At 66.4% G+C, this 13,427-nt stretch carries 15 protein-coding genes and 1 pseudogene; 7 read left to right on the top strand and 9 right to left on the bottom strand.

What is annotated here, in order from left to right; genetic code table 11:
* Positions 1-64: 64 nt before the first annotated feature.
* From catC to WS61_RS15800, 3 genes are read right to left on the bottom strand one after another with little or no spacing between them, the layout of a single operon-like run.
* The gene (gene catC / locus WS61_RS15810; RefSeq protein ID WP_059501326.1) at positions 65-355 is read right to left on the bottom strand and encodes a muconolactone Delta-isomerase; all 291 of its coding nucleotides are present in this window, start codon (positions 353-355) and stop codon (positions 65-67) included.
* 43 nt (positions 356-398) lie between these two features.
* Entirely contained in the window at positions 399-1,301 is a 903-nt protein-coding gene (catA, locus tag WS61_RS15805) for a catechol 1,2-dioxygenase (RefSeq protein WP_059501324.1), read from the bottom strand.
* A 32-nt stretch (positions 1,302-1,333) separates the two neighbouring features.
* Positions 1,334-2,467 carry a muconate/chloromuconate family cycloisomerase gene (locus WS61_RS15800; protein ID WP_059501321.1) on the bottom strand — a complete coding sequence of 378 codons (1,134 nt, stop codon included), beginning with the start codon at positions 2,465-2,467 and terminating at the stop codon, positions 1,334-1,336.
* Positions 2,468-2,558: 91 nt separating this feature from the next.
* On the opposite strand from WS61_RS15800, the pseudogene WS61_RS15795 reads away from it, so the two are divergent.
* Positions 2,559-3,449: pseudogene (locus tag WS61_RS15795) on the top strand (LysR family transcriptional regulator).
* A 26-nt stretch (positions 3,450-3,475) separates the two neighbouring features.
* Here WS61_RS15795 and WS61_RS35405 read toward each other — a convergent pair.
* Positions 3,476-3,841, bottom strand: coding sequence for a hypothetical protein (locus WS61_RS35405; protein WP_059501319.1), 366 nt, complete (start codon positions 3,839-3,841; stop codon positions 3,476-3,478).
* A 15-nt stretch (positions 3,842-3,856) separates the two neighbouring features.
* Entirely contained in the window at positions 3,857-4,816 is a 960-nt protein-coding gene (andR, locus tag WS61_RS15785; protein WP_059501317.1) for an anthranilate 1,2-dioxygenase regulatory protein AndR, read from the bottom strand.
* Positions 4,817-5,028: 212 nt separating this feature from the next.
* Between andR and andAc the strand changes: the two genes are divergently transcribed.
* The 5 genes from andAc (at position 5,029) to WS61_RS15760 (ending at position 9,760) form a co-directional block, all read left to right on the top strand.
* Complete coding sequence (andAc, locus tag WS61_RS15780; RefSeq protein ID WP_059501397.1) at positions 5,029-6,300, top strand: anthranilate 1,2-dioxygenase large subunit AndAc; 1,272 nt, start codon at positions 5,029-5,031, stop codon at positions 6,298-6,300.
* Between the two features lie 15 nt (positions 6,301-6,315).
* The gene (andAd, locus tag WS61_RS15775) at positions 6,316-6,792 is read left to right on the top strand and encodes an anthranilate 1,2-dioxygenase small subunit AndAd (RefSeq protein ID WP_059501316.1); all 477 of its coding nucleotides are present in this window, start codon (positions 6,316-6,318) and stop codon (positions 6,790-6,792) included.
* Positions 6,793-6,827: 35 nt separating this feature from the next.
* Positions 6,828-7,154 carry an anthranilate 1,2-dioxygenase ferredoxin subunit AndAb gene (gene andAb / locus WS61_RS15770; protein WP_059501314.1) on the top strand — a complete coding sequence of 109 codons (327 nt, stop codon included), beginning with the start codon at positions 6,828-6,830 and terminating at the stop codon, positions 7,152-7,154.
* Complete coding sequence (gene andAa / locus WS61_RS15765; protein ID WP_059501312.1) at positions 7,144-8,364, top strand: anthranilate 1,2-dioxygenase system ferredoxin--NAD(+) reductase; 1,221 nt, start codon at positions 7,144-7,146, stop codon at positions 8,362-8,364. Before andAb ends, andAa begins: the two co-directional genes overlap by 11 nt.
* 109 nt (positions 8,365-8,473) lie before the next feature.
* Positions 8,474-9,760 carry a DUF445 domain-containing protein gene (locus WS61_RS15760; protein ID WP_059501310.1) on the top strand — a complete coding sequence of 429 codons (1,287 nt, stop codon included), beginning with the start codon at positions 8,474-8,476 and terminating at the stop codon, positions 9,758-9,760.
* A 33-nt stretch (positions 9,761-9,793) separates the two neighbouring features.
* Here WS61_RS15760 and WS61_RS15755 read toward each other — a convergent pair whose 3' ends face one another.
* The 4 genes from WS61_RS15755 to WS61_RS15740 form a co-directional block, all read right to left on the bottom strand.
* On the bottom strand, positions 9,794-10,096 hold the full coding sequence (locus WS61_RS15755) for a HigA family addiction module antitoxin (RefSeq protein WP_059501307.1): 303 nt from the start codon (positions 10,094-10,096) through the stop codon (positions 9,794-9,796).
* Positions 10,097-10,108: 12 nt separating this feature from the next.
* Positions 10,109-10,387 (bottom strand): type II toxin-antitoxin system RelE/ParE family toxin, encoded by a 279-nt coding sequence (locus WS61_RS15750; protein ID WP_059501305.1) that lies wholly within the window; start codon positions 10,385-10,387, stop codon positions 10,109-10,111.
* Positions 10,388-10,769: 382 nt separating this feature from the next.
* The gene (locus tag WS61_RS15745) at positions 10,770-11,069 is read right to left on the bottom strand and encodes an addiction module antidote protein (protein ID WP_006490972.1); all 300 of its coding nucleotides are present in this window, start codon (positions 11,067-11,069) and stop codon (positions 10,770-10,772) included.
* A 3-nt stretch (positions 11,070-11,072) separates the two neighbouring features.
* On the bottom strand, positions 11,073-11,390 hold the full coding sequence (locus tag WS61_RS15740) for a type II toxin-antitoxin system RelE/ParE family toxin (protein ID WP_373557122.1): 318 nt from the start codon (positions 11,388-11,390) through the stop codon (positions 11,073-11,075).
* A gap of 396 nt (positions 11,391-11,786) precedes the next feature.
* Here WS61_RS15740 and WS61_RS15735 point away from each other — a divergent pair, with 396 nt between their 5' ends.
* Positions 11,787-13,427 (top strand): acetolactate synthase large subunit, encoded by a 1,641-nt coding sequence (locus WS61_RS15735; protein ID WP_034205314.1) that lies wholly within the window; start codon positions 11,787-11,789, stop codon positions 13,425-13,427.

Below are 13,427 nucleotides of genomic sequence, written 5' to 3'. Positions count from 1 at the left end.
ACATCGCCGGCCGCCCGGGGCGTGCATCTCGCGGCCGTCGGTCACGGTCGCGCTGCATCGTTGCTTACTGATCGTCTTCCCGCACCGACGAAGGATGCCGGCACAGCGCCCGCACCTCCATCTCCATATACGGAAACAGCGGCAACTGACTCAGCACGTCGTGCAGTTGCTGCACGCTTTCGACGTCGAAGATACTGACGTTCGCATACTGCCCGGCGATCCGCCACAGATGCCGCCACACGCCTTCGTTCATCAACCGCTGGCACATCGCCTTTTCTTCCGCCTTCAGCGTCGCCGCCTTGACCGGATCCATGTCCGCCGGCAGGCGAACGGTCATTTCCACATGAAACAGCATCCTGCACTCCTTGCGTTGTCGATTCGTCGAACGGGACGGGCGCTCACGCCTGCGCGCGGGGCCGCTCGACTTCGCTCCCCGGCACGTCCTGCTTGTCCTTGAGCAGCGAGAAATCGAAGTCGATCAGCGCGAACTGCCCGTCGACGCCGTACGGCTTGCCTTCCGCGCCCTCCGCCTGCCTGACCGGCGGGATCAGCCCGTCGCGCGTCGCGAACGCGAAGTCGTCCCACAGATGCGGATCGCCATCGATGTTGATCTGCGTCGTCAGCTTACGATACCCGTCCGCGGAAACGAAGAAATGGATGTGCGCCGGACGATGGCCATGGCGGCCGAGCTGGTCGAGCAGTTGCTCGGTCTTGCTGCCCGGCGGCACGCTGTAGCCGACCGGCAGCACGCTGCGGAAGCTGTAACGGCCTTCGGCATCGGTGCGGATCGAGCGGCGCAGATTGAACGCGGGCTGCGACGGGTCGAAGTACGAGTAATTGCCCAGGTGGTTCGCATGCCACACCTCGACCAGCGCGTTCGCGAGCGGCGCGCCGTCCTCGCCGAGCACCCGGCCGCGCATGATCAGCGTCTGGCCCGGATCGGTGCCGTCGTCGAGCCGTGCATGGCCGACCGATTCCGGCGCGCCGGCGACATACAGCGGCCCTTCGATCGTGCGCGGCGTGCCGCCGTGGATGCCGGCCTTTTCCTCGGCTTCGTCCATCCGCACGTCGAGGAAGCGTTCGAGGCCGAGGCCCGCGGCGATCAGCCCGAATTCACGGCCGGCTTCGTTCAGGAAGTTCAGGGCCGTCCAGAATTCGCTCGGCTGCACGTCGAAGTCCTCGATCGTGTAGCAGATGTCCTTCACGATCCGGTTGACGATCGCGCGCACGCGCGGGTTGCCGGGCTTCTCGGCGGCGTCGTCGAAGGTCTTCAGCAGTGCGTCGATGGTTTGCTTGTTCATCTGTGTCTCCGGTTTCGGTTGTCGTGTGGGGATCAGCGGGCGTCGCGCCGCATCCGTTCGATGCGGGCCCAGTCGAAGGTGAGGCCGAGGCCGGGCGCTGCCGGCAGATGCAGCTTGAAGTCCTGGTAGCGCAGCGGCTCGACGAGGATCTCCTCGGTGAGCAGCAGCGGGCCGAACAGTTCGGTGCCCCATTTCAGCGAGTCGAACGTGCTGAACAGTTGCGCGGACGCCATCGTCCCGGCCGCGCCTTCGAGCATCGTGCCGCCGTACAGTTCGATGCCGGCCGCCGCGGCGATCGACGCGACGCTCGCCGCGCCCTGCAGGCCGCCCGATTGCGCGATCTTCACCGCGAACACGTCGGCCGCGCGATCCTGCGCGAGCGCGAACGCGTCGACGGGGCCGTGCAGCGCCTCGTCGGCCATGATCGGCACCTGCGCGAGCTGCGTGAGGCGTTTCAGCCCCGCACGGTTGGTCGCGGCGATCGGCTGCTCGACGAGGCTCACGCCGGCGTCGGCGAGCCGCGCGCCGGCCCAGATCGCCTCGGTTTCGCTCCAGGCCTGGTTCACGTCGACCCGCACGTCGCCGCGCTCGCCGAGCGCGCGCTTGATCGCGACGACGTGCGCCACGTCGTCGGCGACCGCGTTCGAGCCGATCTTCAGCTTGAACGCACGATGGCGGCGGGCTTCGAGCATCGCTTCGGCTTCCGCGATGTCGCGCTGCGTGTCGCCGCTCGCGAGCGTCCATGCGACATCGACCGCATCGGTCCGCCGCCCGCCAAACAGCTCGGACAGCGGCACGCCCAGACGCTGCGCCTGCGCGTCGAACAGCGCGGTCTCGATCGCGCACTTCGCGAAGCGGTTGCCCTGGAACAGCTTGCGCACCCGCGCCATCGCGGCGCCGGGGCGCGTCGCGTCCATGCCTTGCAGCAGCGGCGCGAAATAGGTGTCGAGGTTGACCTTGATGCTTTCGGGGCTTTCCTCGCCATAGGCGAGGCCGCCGATGGTCGTCGCCTCGCCGACGCCTTCGATACCGTCCGTGCATCGAATTCGGACCAATACGAGCGTCTGGCAATTCATCGTGGCGACCGACAATTTGTGGGGCCTGATCGTCGGCACATCGACCAGCAACGTCTCGATGCGCTCGATGGTGGCGGCGGTTGCTATCATGCGATTCCTCCTGTTGGTGCACATGGTAGGAATTCCCGCCCCGCGTCGTCCAACACTCTTTCCGACTACTTCCATACCTTTGAGGCATGAAATGGAATTGCGTCAGCTCCGTTACTTCATCGCCGTCGCCGAGGAAATGAACATCACGCGGGCCGCGGAGCGGCTGCACATGACGCAGCCGCCGCTGAGCCGCCAGCTCCAGGCGATCGAGGACGAGATCGGGTTGCCGCTGTTCGAGCGCGGCGCGCGGCCGCTGAAACTGACCGATGCCGGGCGCGTGTTCTATGCCCAGGCGAAACGTCTGGTCGACTAGGCCGACGAGCTCGGGCCGCTGACGCGGCGGCTCGCGCAACTGTCGGAGCGGATCGTGATCGGTTTCGTGCCGTCGACGCTGTACGGCGCGCTGCCGGACGTGATCCGTGCGTTTCGCGAGGCGCAGCCGGACGTCGAGTTGTCGCTGATCGAGATGTTCACGCTCGAACAACTGGGCGCGCTGAAGGGCGGGCGGATCGACGTGGGGTTCGGCCGCTTGCGCTTCGACGACGACCAACTGGTGCGCGAGGCGCTGGTCGAGGAGAAGCTGATCGCGGCGCTGCCGGTCGGGCATCGGCTCGCCGATCCGGCCCGGCCGCTGACGCTCGCGGATCTCGCGAACGAGACGATGATCGTCTATCCGAGCACGCCGCGGCCGAGCTTCGCCGATCAGCAGTTGTCGGCGCTGCGCGACGGGGCGGTCGTGCCGGCGGCCGTGCACGAGGTGCGCGAACTGCAGACGGCGCTCGGGCTCGTCGCCGCCCAGGTGGGCGTGTCGCTGGTGCCGGAGAGCGTGGAGGGCGTGCGCGTGAAGGGCGTCGTCTATCGGCGGCTGCCGGAGCCGGGCGCAACGTCGCCGATCATCATGAGCCGCCGGCTGCACGGCGAAAGCGCTGCCACGGCGGCGTTCTGCGCGATTGCGCGGGAGATGATCGTGCCGGCCGCATAGCGAAGCCGCCCGCCTCCCGACTGCAACTAACGGTCCGGCCCGGCGGCGGCGAGCGGACGCATGTGCGAGGTCCGTTGCGGGGCGATGTCGGTGGGCATCGGCATGCGGCTACCGCGGGCGAGGCGGCAGGCAGATCGGAAGGTCTGGAAGGTCTGGAAGGTCTGGAAGGTCTGGAAGGTCTGGAAGGTCGGGAAGGTCGGGAAGGTCGGGAAGGTCGGGAAGGTCGGGAAGGTCGGGAAGGTCGGGAAGGTCGGGAAGGTCGGGAAAGTCGGGAAAGTCGGGAAAGTCGGGAAAGTCGGGAAAGTCGGGAAAGTCGGGAAAGTCGGGAAAGTCGGGACGGCCGGGGAGATCGGGCGGCCCGGGCAGGGCAGGCAGATCGGGAAGATCGGCATGCCCGCGCGTCCGGGCTACCGCTTCCCGTCGAGCGTGTCCGACGGCGATTCGCCGAACTTCTCCCGATACGCCATGGCGAACCGGCCGAGGTGCGTAAATCCGCAATCGAGCGCGATATCGGCGATCCGCCGGTCGGACGCCGCGCCGCGCAGCAGTTCGCGCGCGTGCGCGAGCCGCGTCGCGCGCAGGTATTGCATCGGGCTCATGCCGCGGAATTGCAGGAACGCGTCGCGCAGCGTTCGTTCGGGCACGTTGGCGGCCTGGACGATATCGGCGAGCTGCAGCGGCTGCGCATAGTGCGCATCGACGAATTCCTGCGCGCGCCGGACGAAGCCCGGCGCCGGGTCGCGATGCGACGCCTGCAGCGCGGACGGCGGATGACCTTCGATCAGCAGGTCGATCAGCAGATGCTCGAGCTGCGATGCGACCCGCGGGTTCGCGTTCGCGCGTTCGAGCAGCTCGGGCGACCGCGCGACGAGCATCAGTTGCTGGCGCCACGCGGCGAGCGCGGCGTCGCTGATGTGCAGCACGGGGTCGAGCGTCGCGCGCGGATCGCCGGTCAGCGAACCGACGGTCGCCGCGTCGATGCGCAGCACGAACTGCTCGCAATCGGCCGACAGCATCGCGTCGAAGCGCTCGCCGGGCGCGCACAGCACGCCGGTCTGCCCGTCGACGCCGAGCTGCCGCCCCATCGCGCGCACTTGTGCCTGACCGGACAGGCAAAACATCAGCAGGTAGTAGCCGTCGACGGCGTCGACCTGCACGCGCATCGCGTCGCCGAACGCGATCGTGCCGATCCCGAGGCCGCCCAGCCTGACGAAATCCATGTGCGACGCACCGTGCACGCGGCCGTTCGGCAGCAGCGCGTGCGGCTGCATCACACGCGAGATCCGCTCGCGCGTCTCGTCGAGATCGCGGGATTCGAACAGCCGGTGCGCACGCAGCGCGAGCGGCTCGAACGACGTTGGGGACATGGGCCTCAGCCTTGGTATGGACGACGCGCGCTTCGATCCGACGAATGGGCCGCGCTCGTGCGCCGGTCGCGTGTGCCGTCATGCTAGCGCAGAAATCCGCCGAAAGTGGATATTGCGCCGCCGCAATCGCACTTTCCGGATAGACGCCGAATATTAGCGTTTCAAAAATCGGCTCCATGCATTCAACGCAACGGATCGACAAGGAGTCCGACATGGAGCAGACAGAATCGCCCGTCGTTTTCGCCGCGCGCGGCGACGCATCCGACGTGACCTTCCCGCACGACGACGGCTCGCGCGTGCCGTACAAGGTGTTCAGCTCGCAGGCGGTCTACGAACGCGAGCAGGAACGCATCTTCCGCGGGCCGACGTGGAATTTCGTCGCGCTCGAAGCGGAAATCCCGAACGCGGGCGACTTCAAGAGCACGTTCGTCGGCGATACGCCGGTGGTCGTCACCCGCACCGAGGACGGCGCGCTGTCCGCGTGGGTGAACCGCTGTGCGCACCGCGGCGCGCAGGTGTGCCGCAAGTCGCGCGGCAACGCGAGTTCGCACACGTGCGTCTATCACCAGTGGAGCTTCGACAACCAGGGCAACCTGCTCGGCGTGCCGTTCCGGCGCGGCCAGAAGGGCATGACCGGGATGCCGGCCGATTTCGATCCGAAACGGCACGGGCTGCGCAAGCTGCGCGTCGACAGCTATCGCGGGCTCGTGTTCGCGACCTTCAGCGACGAGGTCGCGCCGCTGCCCGAGTATCTCGGCGAGCAGATGCGCCCGTGGATCGACCGGATCTTCCACAAGCCGATCGAGTATCTCGGCTGCACGCGCCAGTATTCGAAGTCGAACTGGAAGCTGTACATGGAGAACGTGAAGGACCCGTATCACGCGAGCATGCTGCACCTGTTCCATACGACCTTCAACATCTTCCGCGTCGGGATGAAGGCGCGCTCGATTCCGGATGCGAACCACGGGCTGCACAGCATCATCACGGTGACGAAGACGGGCGACGATACGTCGGCGGCGTACAAGCAGCAGAACATCCGTTCGTTCGACGAGGGCTTTCATCTGGAGGACGAATCGATTCTCGATCTCGTGTCGGAATACGACGAGGACTGCACGAACCATATCCAGCCGATCTTCCCGCAGCTCGTGATCCAGCAGATCCACAACACGCTGGTCGCGCGCCAGATCCTGCCGAAGGGGCCGGACAACTTCGAGCTGATCTTCCACTTCTTCGGTTATACGGACGACACGCCCGAGCTGCGCGCGCTGCGCATCAAGCAGGCGAACCTCGTCGGGCCGGCCGGCTATATCTCGATGGAGGACACGGAAGCGACCGAGCTCGTGCAGCGCGGCACGGTGCGCGACGCGGATGCGACGTCGGTGATCGAGATGTCGCGCGGCAATCCGGACCAGCAGGACACGGTGATCACCGAGAGCCTGATCCGCAAGTTCTGGGTCGGCTACCAGAAGCTGATGGGTTATTGAGGCAGGGGCAGAAAAATGACGGAAGACATGAAGACGTGGTTCGAGATTTACATGCTCCAGAACCGCTACATCGGGCATCTCGACAATGATCGGCTCGAACACTGGCCGGAAATGTTCACCGAGGACTGCACGTACGAAATCGTGCCGAAGGAGAACGCCGATCTCGGGCTGCCGGTCGGGATCGTGCACTGCACGAACCAGCGGATGCTGCGCGACCGCGTGGTGTCGCTGCGGCACGCGAACATCTACGAAGCGCATACGTACCGGCACATGACGTCGGGCCTGACGATCGTTGCCGAACGCGACGGCGAAATCGACACCGAGAGCAACTACGTGGTCGTGCAGACTCGCAGCAACGGCGAATCGAACGTGTACCAGGCCGGCAAGTACTACGACACGGTCGTGCGCACGCCCGATGGGTTGCGCTACAAGACCAAGCGCGTGATCTACGACACGTCGCGCGTGCAGACGCTGCTCGCGACACCGATCTGACCGATCCGACCGATCTGAAGAAGCAAGGAATCGACATGACCGACGCAACGCTGGCCGAGTGGCATCCGCTCGGCGCTTTCGACGAATTCTCCGAAGACGAACCGGCGGCGCGCGTCGCCGGCCAGAAGCCGATCGCCGTGTTCCGGATCGGCGACGAACTGTTCGCGATGCACGACCTCTGCACGCACGGGCATGCGCGGCTGTCCGAAGGCTATGTGGAGGACGGCTGCGTCGAATGCCCGCTGCACCAGGGGCTGATCGACATTCGCACCGGCGCGCCGAAATGCGCGCCGATCACCGAGCCGGTGCGGACCTATCCGATCCGGATCGTCGACGGACAGGTGGAAGTCAATGTCGGCTGATCCGATCGTGATCGTCGGCGCCGGCCATGCGGCGCGGCGCACGGCCGAGGCGCTGCGCGAGCGCGACGCCGCGGCGCGCATCGTGATGATCGGCGCGGAGCGCGAGTTGCCGTACGACCGGCCGGCGCTGTCGAAGGATGCGCTGCTGAACGACGGCGGCGAGCAGCGTGCGTTCATTCGCGATGCCGCGTGGTACGACGCGCAGCGCATCGAGCTGCGGCTCGGCGCGCGCGTCGAAGCGATCGAGCGGGACGCACGGCGCGTGCGGCTCGACGACGGTGCGACGTTGCCGTACGCGAAGCTCGTGCTCGCGACGGGCTCGCGCGTGCGGACGTTCGGCGGCCCGGTCGACGCAGGTATCGTGCCGCATTACGTACGTACCGTGGCGGATGCGCGTGCGTTGCGTGCGCAACTTGCGCCCGGACGCCGCGTGGCGGTGCTCGGCGGCGGCTTCATCGGCCTCGAGGTCGCGGCGGCCGCACGCCAGCTCGGCTGCGACGTGACGGTGATCGACCCGGCCGCGCGCCTGCTGCAGCGTGCGTTACCGGAAGCCGTTGGCGCGTATGCGCGGCAATTGCACGATGCGCGCGGCGTGCGTTTCCGGATGGCGACGCTGCCGCGCGCGATTCGCCGCGCGCCGGACCGCGGCGCCGTCGTCGAAACCGATCGCGGCGACGTGCCGGCCGACATCGTCGTGGTCGGTATCGGCGTCGTGCCCAACGTCGAGCTGGCGCAGGCCGCCGGGCTCGACGTCGACAACGGGATACGCGTCGACGCGGGCTGCCGCACGGCCGATGCCGCGATCTTCGCGGCGGGCGAGGTGACGATGCACTTCAATCCGCTGCTTGGGCGCCACGTACGGATCGAATCGTGGCAGGTGGCCGAAAACCAGCCGGCCGTCGCGGCCGCGAACCTGCTCGGCGCCGACGAGCGCTATGCCGAGCTACCGTGGCTGTGGTCCGATCAGTACGATTGCAACCTGCAGATGCTCGGGCTGTTCGGCAGCGAACGCACGACCGTCGTGCGCGGCGATCCCGCGAGCGGGCCGTTCACGGTGTTCGGGCTCGGCGACGACGGCAGGATCGTCGCGGTAGCCGCGGCGAACCTCGGGCGCGACATCGGCGCGTCGCGGCGGTTGATCGCGGCAGGCGCGGTGCCCGATCCGGCGAAGCTGGCCGATCCGGCGGTCAATCTGAAGACGTTCATGTAGCGGCGGCGCGCGCGGCGCGTGTGCGCTGGGTGCGCCGGGCGCGGCGGCGGGTTTGTCGGTTGCGGCGAAATCGGGGATATTAGCGGCATCGCCGATTCGCCCGTCCTCCATGACGCCAGACAAAGCCCTCGAACTGAAACGAAGCAAGCGCCGTGCGCTGTGGCTGCTGCTGGCGGCCGTCGCGGTGTTCGTCGCCACCATCCTGCTGCCGCGCGGCTCGTGGGTCGACGGCTTCAAGGCGGTGGCCGAAGCCGCGATGGTCGGCGCGCTCGCCGACTGGTTCGCGGTCGTCGCGTTGTTCCGCCGCGTGCCGATCCCGTTCGTGTCGCGCCATACCGAAATCATTCCGAAGAACAAGGACAAGATCGCCGACAACCTCGCGGTGTTCGTGCGCGAGAAATTCCTCGGCCCCGACGCGCTCGCCGCGCAGATCCGCCAGCACGATCCCGCGCAGAAGCTCGGCGCGTGGCTCGGCGAGCCGGCGAATACCGACGCGCTCGGCGGCTACGTGACGAAGCTGACGAGCTTCGCGCTCGACATGACCGACGACGCGCGGATCCAGTCGTTCGTCCACGATGCGTTCCGCGCGGTGATCGACCGGGTCGACCTGTCGCAATCCGCCGGCGCGATCCTCGACACGCTGACGAAGGACGGCCGTCACCAGGCGCTGCTCGACGACGCGATCGAACAGGTGGTCGACGTGCTCGACAAGGAAGAGAACCGCGAGGTGATCGCGGGCTTCATCGTCGAATGGCTGAAGACGCAATACCCGAAGGTCGAGAAGATCATGCCGACGCAGTGGTTCGGCGAGAACGGCGCGCGAATGCTCGCGAGCGCGGTGAGCCGCGTGCTCGAAGGCGTCGCGGCCGACCCCGAGCACGAGCTGCGGCAGCGCTTCGACCGGACGGTCGTGCGGCTGACCGAACGGCTGAAGCACGACCCCGCGTTCATCGCGAAGGGCGAGGAGATCAAGCGCTATATTCGCGACGGCGATGCGTTCAACGAGTATGTGCGCGACTTGTGGGACCAGTTGCGCGCGTGGCTGAAGGCCGATCTCGCGCGCCCCGATTCGGCGCTGCACCGGCAGGCCGCGACGCTTGGCGGCTGGCTCGGCGCGCGGCTCGCCGAGAGCCCGGTGCTGCGTGCGTCGCTGAACGAGCACGTCGAGAAGGCCGTGCACGAGATGGCGCCCGATTTCGCCGATTTCCTGATGCGTCACATTCGCGACACGGTGCGCAACTGGGATGCGCGCGAGATGTCGCGGCAGATCGAGCTGAACATCGGCAAGGATCTCCAGTACATCCGCATCAACGGCACGCTGGTCGGCGGGCTGATCGGGCTCGGGTTGTATCTGGTGTCGCTCGCGCCGCGCTGGGCGGCCGGGTGGCTGCATTGACGCGGCCACGCGAACGAACGGCGGACTGCGTGCCTACGCGTGCGTGCGTTCGCGCGGTTCGACCTTGCGGTCGATCTCGCTGCGCGTCGGCAGCGTCTTGAGGTCGTACGTGGCTTGCAGGTTCAGCCAGAATTCCGGCGACGTATCGAAGTAGCGCCCGAGCCGGTAGGCCGTATCGGCCGTGATTCCGCGCCGTTCCTTGACGATTTCGTGCAACCGCGTTGCCGGCACGTTCAACGCGAGCGCCAGCGCGTTGACGCTCAGTTCCAGCGGAACGAGGAATTCTTCCCGAAGGATTTCGCCCGGATGAATCGGGCGCATTCCGTTCTTGAGCATGCGAAGCTCCAGTCAGTGATAGTCGACGATCTCGACCTGGGCGGGGCCATCGTCGCTCCATACGAAACAAATCCGCCATCGCTCGTTGATGCGGATGCTGTGCTGACCTTCCCGATCGCCTTGCAACGCCTCGAGCCTGTTGCCGGGAGGCGCCCGCAAATCGCGCAGTTCCTTCGCTGCGGCAATCATTTGCAGTTTCCGGGTGGCAACCGTTTCGATCGCGCGGAAGCGCTTGGGCGTTTCTCCTGCGAAAAGCAACTGCGTGTCTTTGCATCGGAACGAATCGATCATTACGGTCAGGGTATTACGTTTAGCGTAATACGTCAATGGGAATGAAATGACTTCGGCGATGCGCGCGCCGAAGCGTTGTCGCGTGAGATGAACAACAGGAGACCTACCAGATTGGAAATCAATGGAGGTCGACGCATGACGACAGGCGTAGCCGATGCGTGCCCCCCGGTTTCTGTCGTTCCGACGAGTATGGAGGCGTTCGATGCCTTTAAGGGGCCGATATGCCATTCGGACGACCGGACGCATCGACGGCACGCAGGCCGGCGGGCTGATCGGGCAAGGGTCGTATCGGGTGTCGCTCGCGCCGCGCTGGGCGGCCGGCTGGCTGCATTGACGCGGGCACGGACGTTGCGCGGGCAGCACGACGCCGTGCGCCGCCGGGTCACGCGGCAGCCTTGGCGCCGTGCAATTGCAGGCCGAGCGCCTTGATGACTTTCAGGATCGTGCCGAAGCTCGGATTGCCGTCGTGCGACAGCGCCTTGTACAGCCCTTCGCGCGACAGGCCCGCATCGCGCGCGACCTGCGACATGCCGCGTGCGCGGGCGATCACGCCGAGCGCGTGCGCGATGAAGGCCGGATCGTCGCCGGCTTCCTGCAGGCATGCGTCGAAGTAGTCGGCCATGTCGTCTTCGGTTTTCAGGTGTTCGGCCGAATCCCATGGCCGCGTCTTGATCTTGTCCATCGATCACTCCATGTCGAGGTGCGCGAGCATTGCGTGCGCGGCGCGTATGTCGGCCTGTTGCGTCGATTTATCGCCGCCGCCAAGCAGGATGACCCGGATCGTCGCGCGCCGGACGTAGTAGACGCGGTAGCCGGGCCCATGATCGATGCGCATTTCGACGACGGGCGCGCCGGCGGATTTCCAGTCGCCGGGATTGCCCATCGACAGGCGGTCGATGCGCGCCTGGATGCGGCGCTTGGCGATGCGATCGGGAAGGCCGGCAAACCAGGCGTCGAAGGCGTCGGTGGTCCGGATGCTGAATGCCGGGCAACTGTAGGGCATGAATGGCAATGTGTCAACCATGGTTCACATGTCTGTCGAATTGAACATCGTTGCCATTACAGCCCGGCCGGGGGCATCGCCGGACGTTTCCCGGCCGTCCGGCCGATCTTTCCGCTGCCGGAGCCGGCCATCCGGCCGAAGCCGGAATTTCGCGAATCCGTCTACAATCGAAAACGTCTTTGCCGCCCGTGCGTGCTTGCCGCGCGCGGGCGGGTCCGTTCGTCCTCCGGCATCCGGAGGCGCCGCCGCGCAGCACGCATCTGGTATTGCGTCTTGCGCGGCGAGCAGTGCCGTGGTCAGTGTCCAGTAGGTAAGGCGTCCGCGTGCCGTAGGCCGGCGCGCGTCCTGAACGCCGCGTGTCCGTAGGCCGGGCAGGCGGCATAACCGAGAGTCCCCATGAAAGCATCGGATCTGTTCGTGAAGGCGCTGGAAGCCGAAGGCGTCGAGTACGTGTTCGGCATTCCAGGCGAAGAAAACCTCGATCTGCTCGAATCGCTGCGGCGATCGAAGATCAAGCTCGTGCTGACCAGGCACGAGCAAGCCGCCGGGTTCATGGCCGCCACCTACGGCCGCCTCACGGGCCGCACCGGCGTGTGTCTCGCGACGCTCGGGCCGGGCGCGACGAACTTCGTGACGGCTGCCGCGTATGCGCAGCTCGGCGGGATGCCGATGCTGATGATCACCGGGCAGAAGCCGATCAAGTCCAGCAAGCAGGGCCATTTCCAGATCGTCGACGTGGTCGACATGATGCAGCCGCTCACGAAGTTCACGCGGCAAATCGTGTCGATCGGCAACATTCCGTCGGCCGTGCGCGAAGCGTTCCGCCGCGCGGAGGAAGAGCGCCCGGGCGCCGCGCACCTCGAGCTGCCCGAAGACATCGCGCACGAAGAGGGCGACGGCAAGCCGATTCCGCGCAGCTACAGCCGGCGGCCGGTGGCGGAGGAGAAGGCGGTCGCGCACGCGGTCGACGCGATCCAGGCCGCGCGCCATCCGCTGCTGATGATCGGCGCGGGCGGCAACCGCAAGACCACCTGCAAGATGCTGCTCGAATTCGTCGACAAGACGGGCATCCCGTTCTTCACGACGCAGATGGGCAAGGGCGTGATCGACGAGACGCACCCGCTGTGGCTCGGCAACGCGACGCTGTCCGACGGCGACTTCGTGCATCGCGCGATCGAGCATGCGGATTGCATCATCAACGTCGGCCACGACGTGATCGAGAAGCCGCCGTTCTTCATGCGCACCGACGACAAGACCGTGATCCACGTGAACTTCCTCGGCGCGCAGGTCGACCCCGTCTATTTTCCGCAGATCGAGGTGGTCGGCGACATCGCGAACGCGGTGTGGCAGATGAAGGAAGCGGTGAGGCCGCAGCCGCATTGGGATTTCGAGCGCTTCGCGATGATCAAGACGCATTTCGACGCGCATCTGGAAAAGGGCCAGCACGATCCGCGCTTTCCGATGTATCCGGTGCGGATCGTGAACGACCTGTACAACGCGCTGCCGCTCGACGGCATCGTCTGCCTCGACAACGGGATGTACAAGATCTGGTTCGCGCGTTACTGGCGTGCGCACGAGCCGAATTCGCTGCTGCTCGACAACGCGCTCGCGTCGATGGGCGCGGGCCTGCCGTCGGCGATCGCGACGAAGATCGTGCATCCGCAGCGCAAGGTGATCGCCGTGTGCGGCGACGGCGGCTTCATGATGAATTCGCAGGAGCTCGAAACGGCCGTGCGGCTGAAGCTCGACATCGTCGTGATGATCCTGCGCGACGATGCGTTCGGGATGATCCGCTGGAAGCAGGAGAACATGAATTTCCCCGATTTCGCGATGACGCTGAAGAATCCCGACTTCGTGTCGTACGCGCAGAGCTACGGCGCGCACGGGCATCGCGTCGAGTCGGCCGACGATCTCGAGCCGTTGCTGCGCGAGTGCTTCTCGTCGCCGGGCGTGCACGTGATCGACGTGCCGATCGACTACTCCGACAACGAGCGCGTGCTGAACCGCGAGATCAAGCGCCTGTCGGCGCAACTCTGA

Source organism: Burkholderia sp. ABCPW 11 (genome assembly GCF_001523445.1).
Classification (GTDB): domain Bacteria; phylum Pseudomonadota; class Gammaproteobacteria; order Burkholderiales; family Burkholderiaceae; genus Burkholderia.
The sequence above is the reverse complement of the archived record's forward strand: the minus strand, read 5'-3'. Positions and strand labels throughout refer to the sequence as shown.

Excerpts from the sequence above, each read along its gene's own strand:
- catC (WP_059501326.1), bottom strand. The coding sequence starts at position 355 with ATGCTGTTTCATGTGGAAATGACCGTTCGCCTGCCGGCGGACATGGAT.
- catA (WP_059501324.1), bottom strand. The coding sequence starts at position 1,301 with ATGAACAAGCAAACCATCGACGCACTGCTGAAGACCTTCGACGACGCC.
- WS61_RS15800 (WP_059501321.1), bottom strand. The coding sequence starts at position 2,467 with ATGATAGCAACCGCCGCCACCATCGAGCGCATCGAGACGTTGCTGGTC.
- WS61_RS35405 (WP_059501319.1), bottom strand. The coding sequence starts at position 3,841 with ATGCCGATCTTCCCGATCTGCCTGCCCTGCCCGGGCCGCCCGATCTCC.
- andR (WP_059501317.1), bottom strand. The coding sequence starts at position 4,816 with ATGTCCCCAACGTCGTTCGAGCCGCTCGCGCTGCGTGCGCACCGGCTG.
- andAc (WP_059501397.1), top strand. The coding sequence starts at position 5,029 with ATGGAGCAGACAGAATCGCCCGTCGTTTTCGCCGCGCGCGGCGACGCA.
- andAd (WP_059501316.1), top strand. The coding sequence starts at position 6,316 with ATGACGGAAGACATGAAGACGTGGTTCGAGATTTACATGCTCCAGAAC.
- andAb (WP_059501314.1), top strand. The coding sequence starts at position 6,828 with ATGACCGACGCAACGCTGGCCGAGTGGCATCCGCTCGGCGCTTTCGAC.
- andAa (WP_059501312.1), top strand. The coding sequence starts at position 7,144 with ATGTCGGCTGATCCGATCGTGATCGTCGGCGCCGGCCATGCGGCGCGG.
- WS61_RS15760 (WP_059501310.1), top strand. The coding sequence starts at position 8,474 with ATGACGCCAGACAAAGCCCTCGAACTGAAACGAAGCAAGCGCCGTGCG.
- WS61_RS15755 (WP_059501307.1), bottom strand. The coding sequence starts at position 10,096 with ATGCTCAAGAACGGAATGCGCCCGATTCATCCGGGCGAAATCCTTCGG.
- WS61_RS15750 (WP_059501305.1), bottom strand. The coding sequence starts at position 10,387 with ATGATCGATTCGTTCCGATGCAAAGACACGCAGTTGCTTTTCGCAGGA.
- WS61_RS15745 (WP_006490972.1), bottom strand. The coding sequence starts at position 11,069 with ATGGACAAGATCAAGACGCGGCCATGGGATTCGGCCGAACACCTGAAA.
- WS61_RS15740 (WP_373557122.1), bottom strand. The coding sequence starts at position 11,390 with ATGCCCTACAGTTGCCCGGCATTCAGCATCCGGACCACCGACGCCTTC.
- WS61_RS15735 (WP_034205314.1), top strand. The coding sequence starts at position 11,787 with ATGAAAGCATCGGATCTGTTCGTGAAGGCGCTGGAAGCCGAAGGCGTC.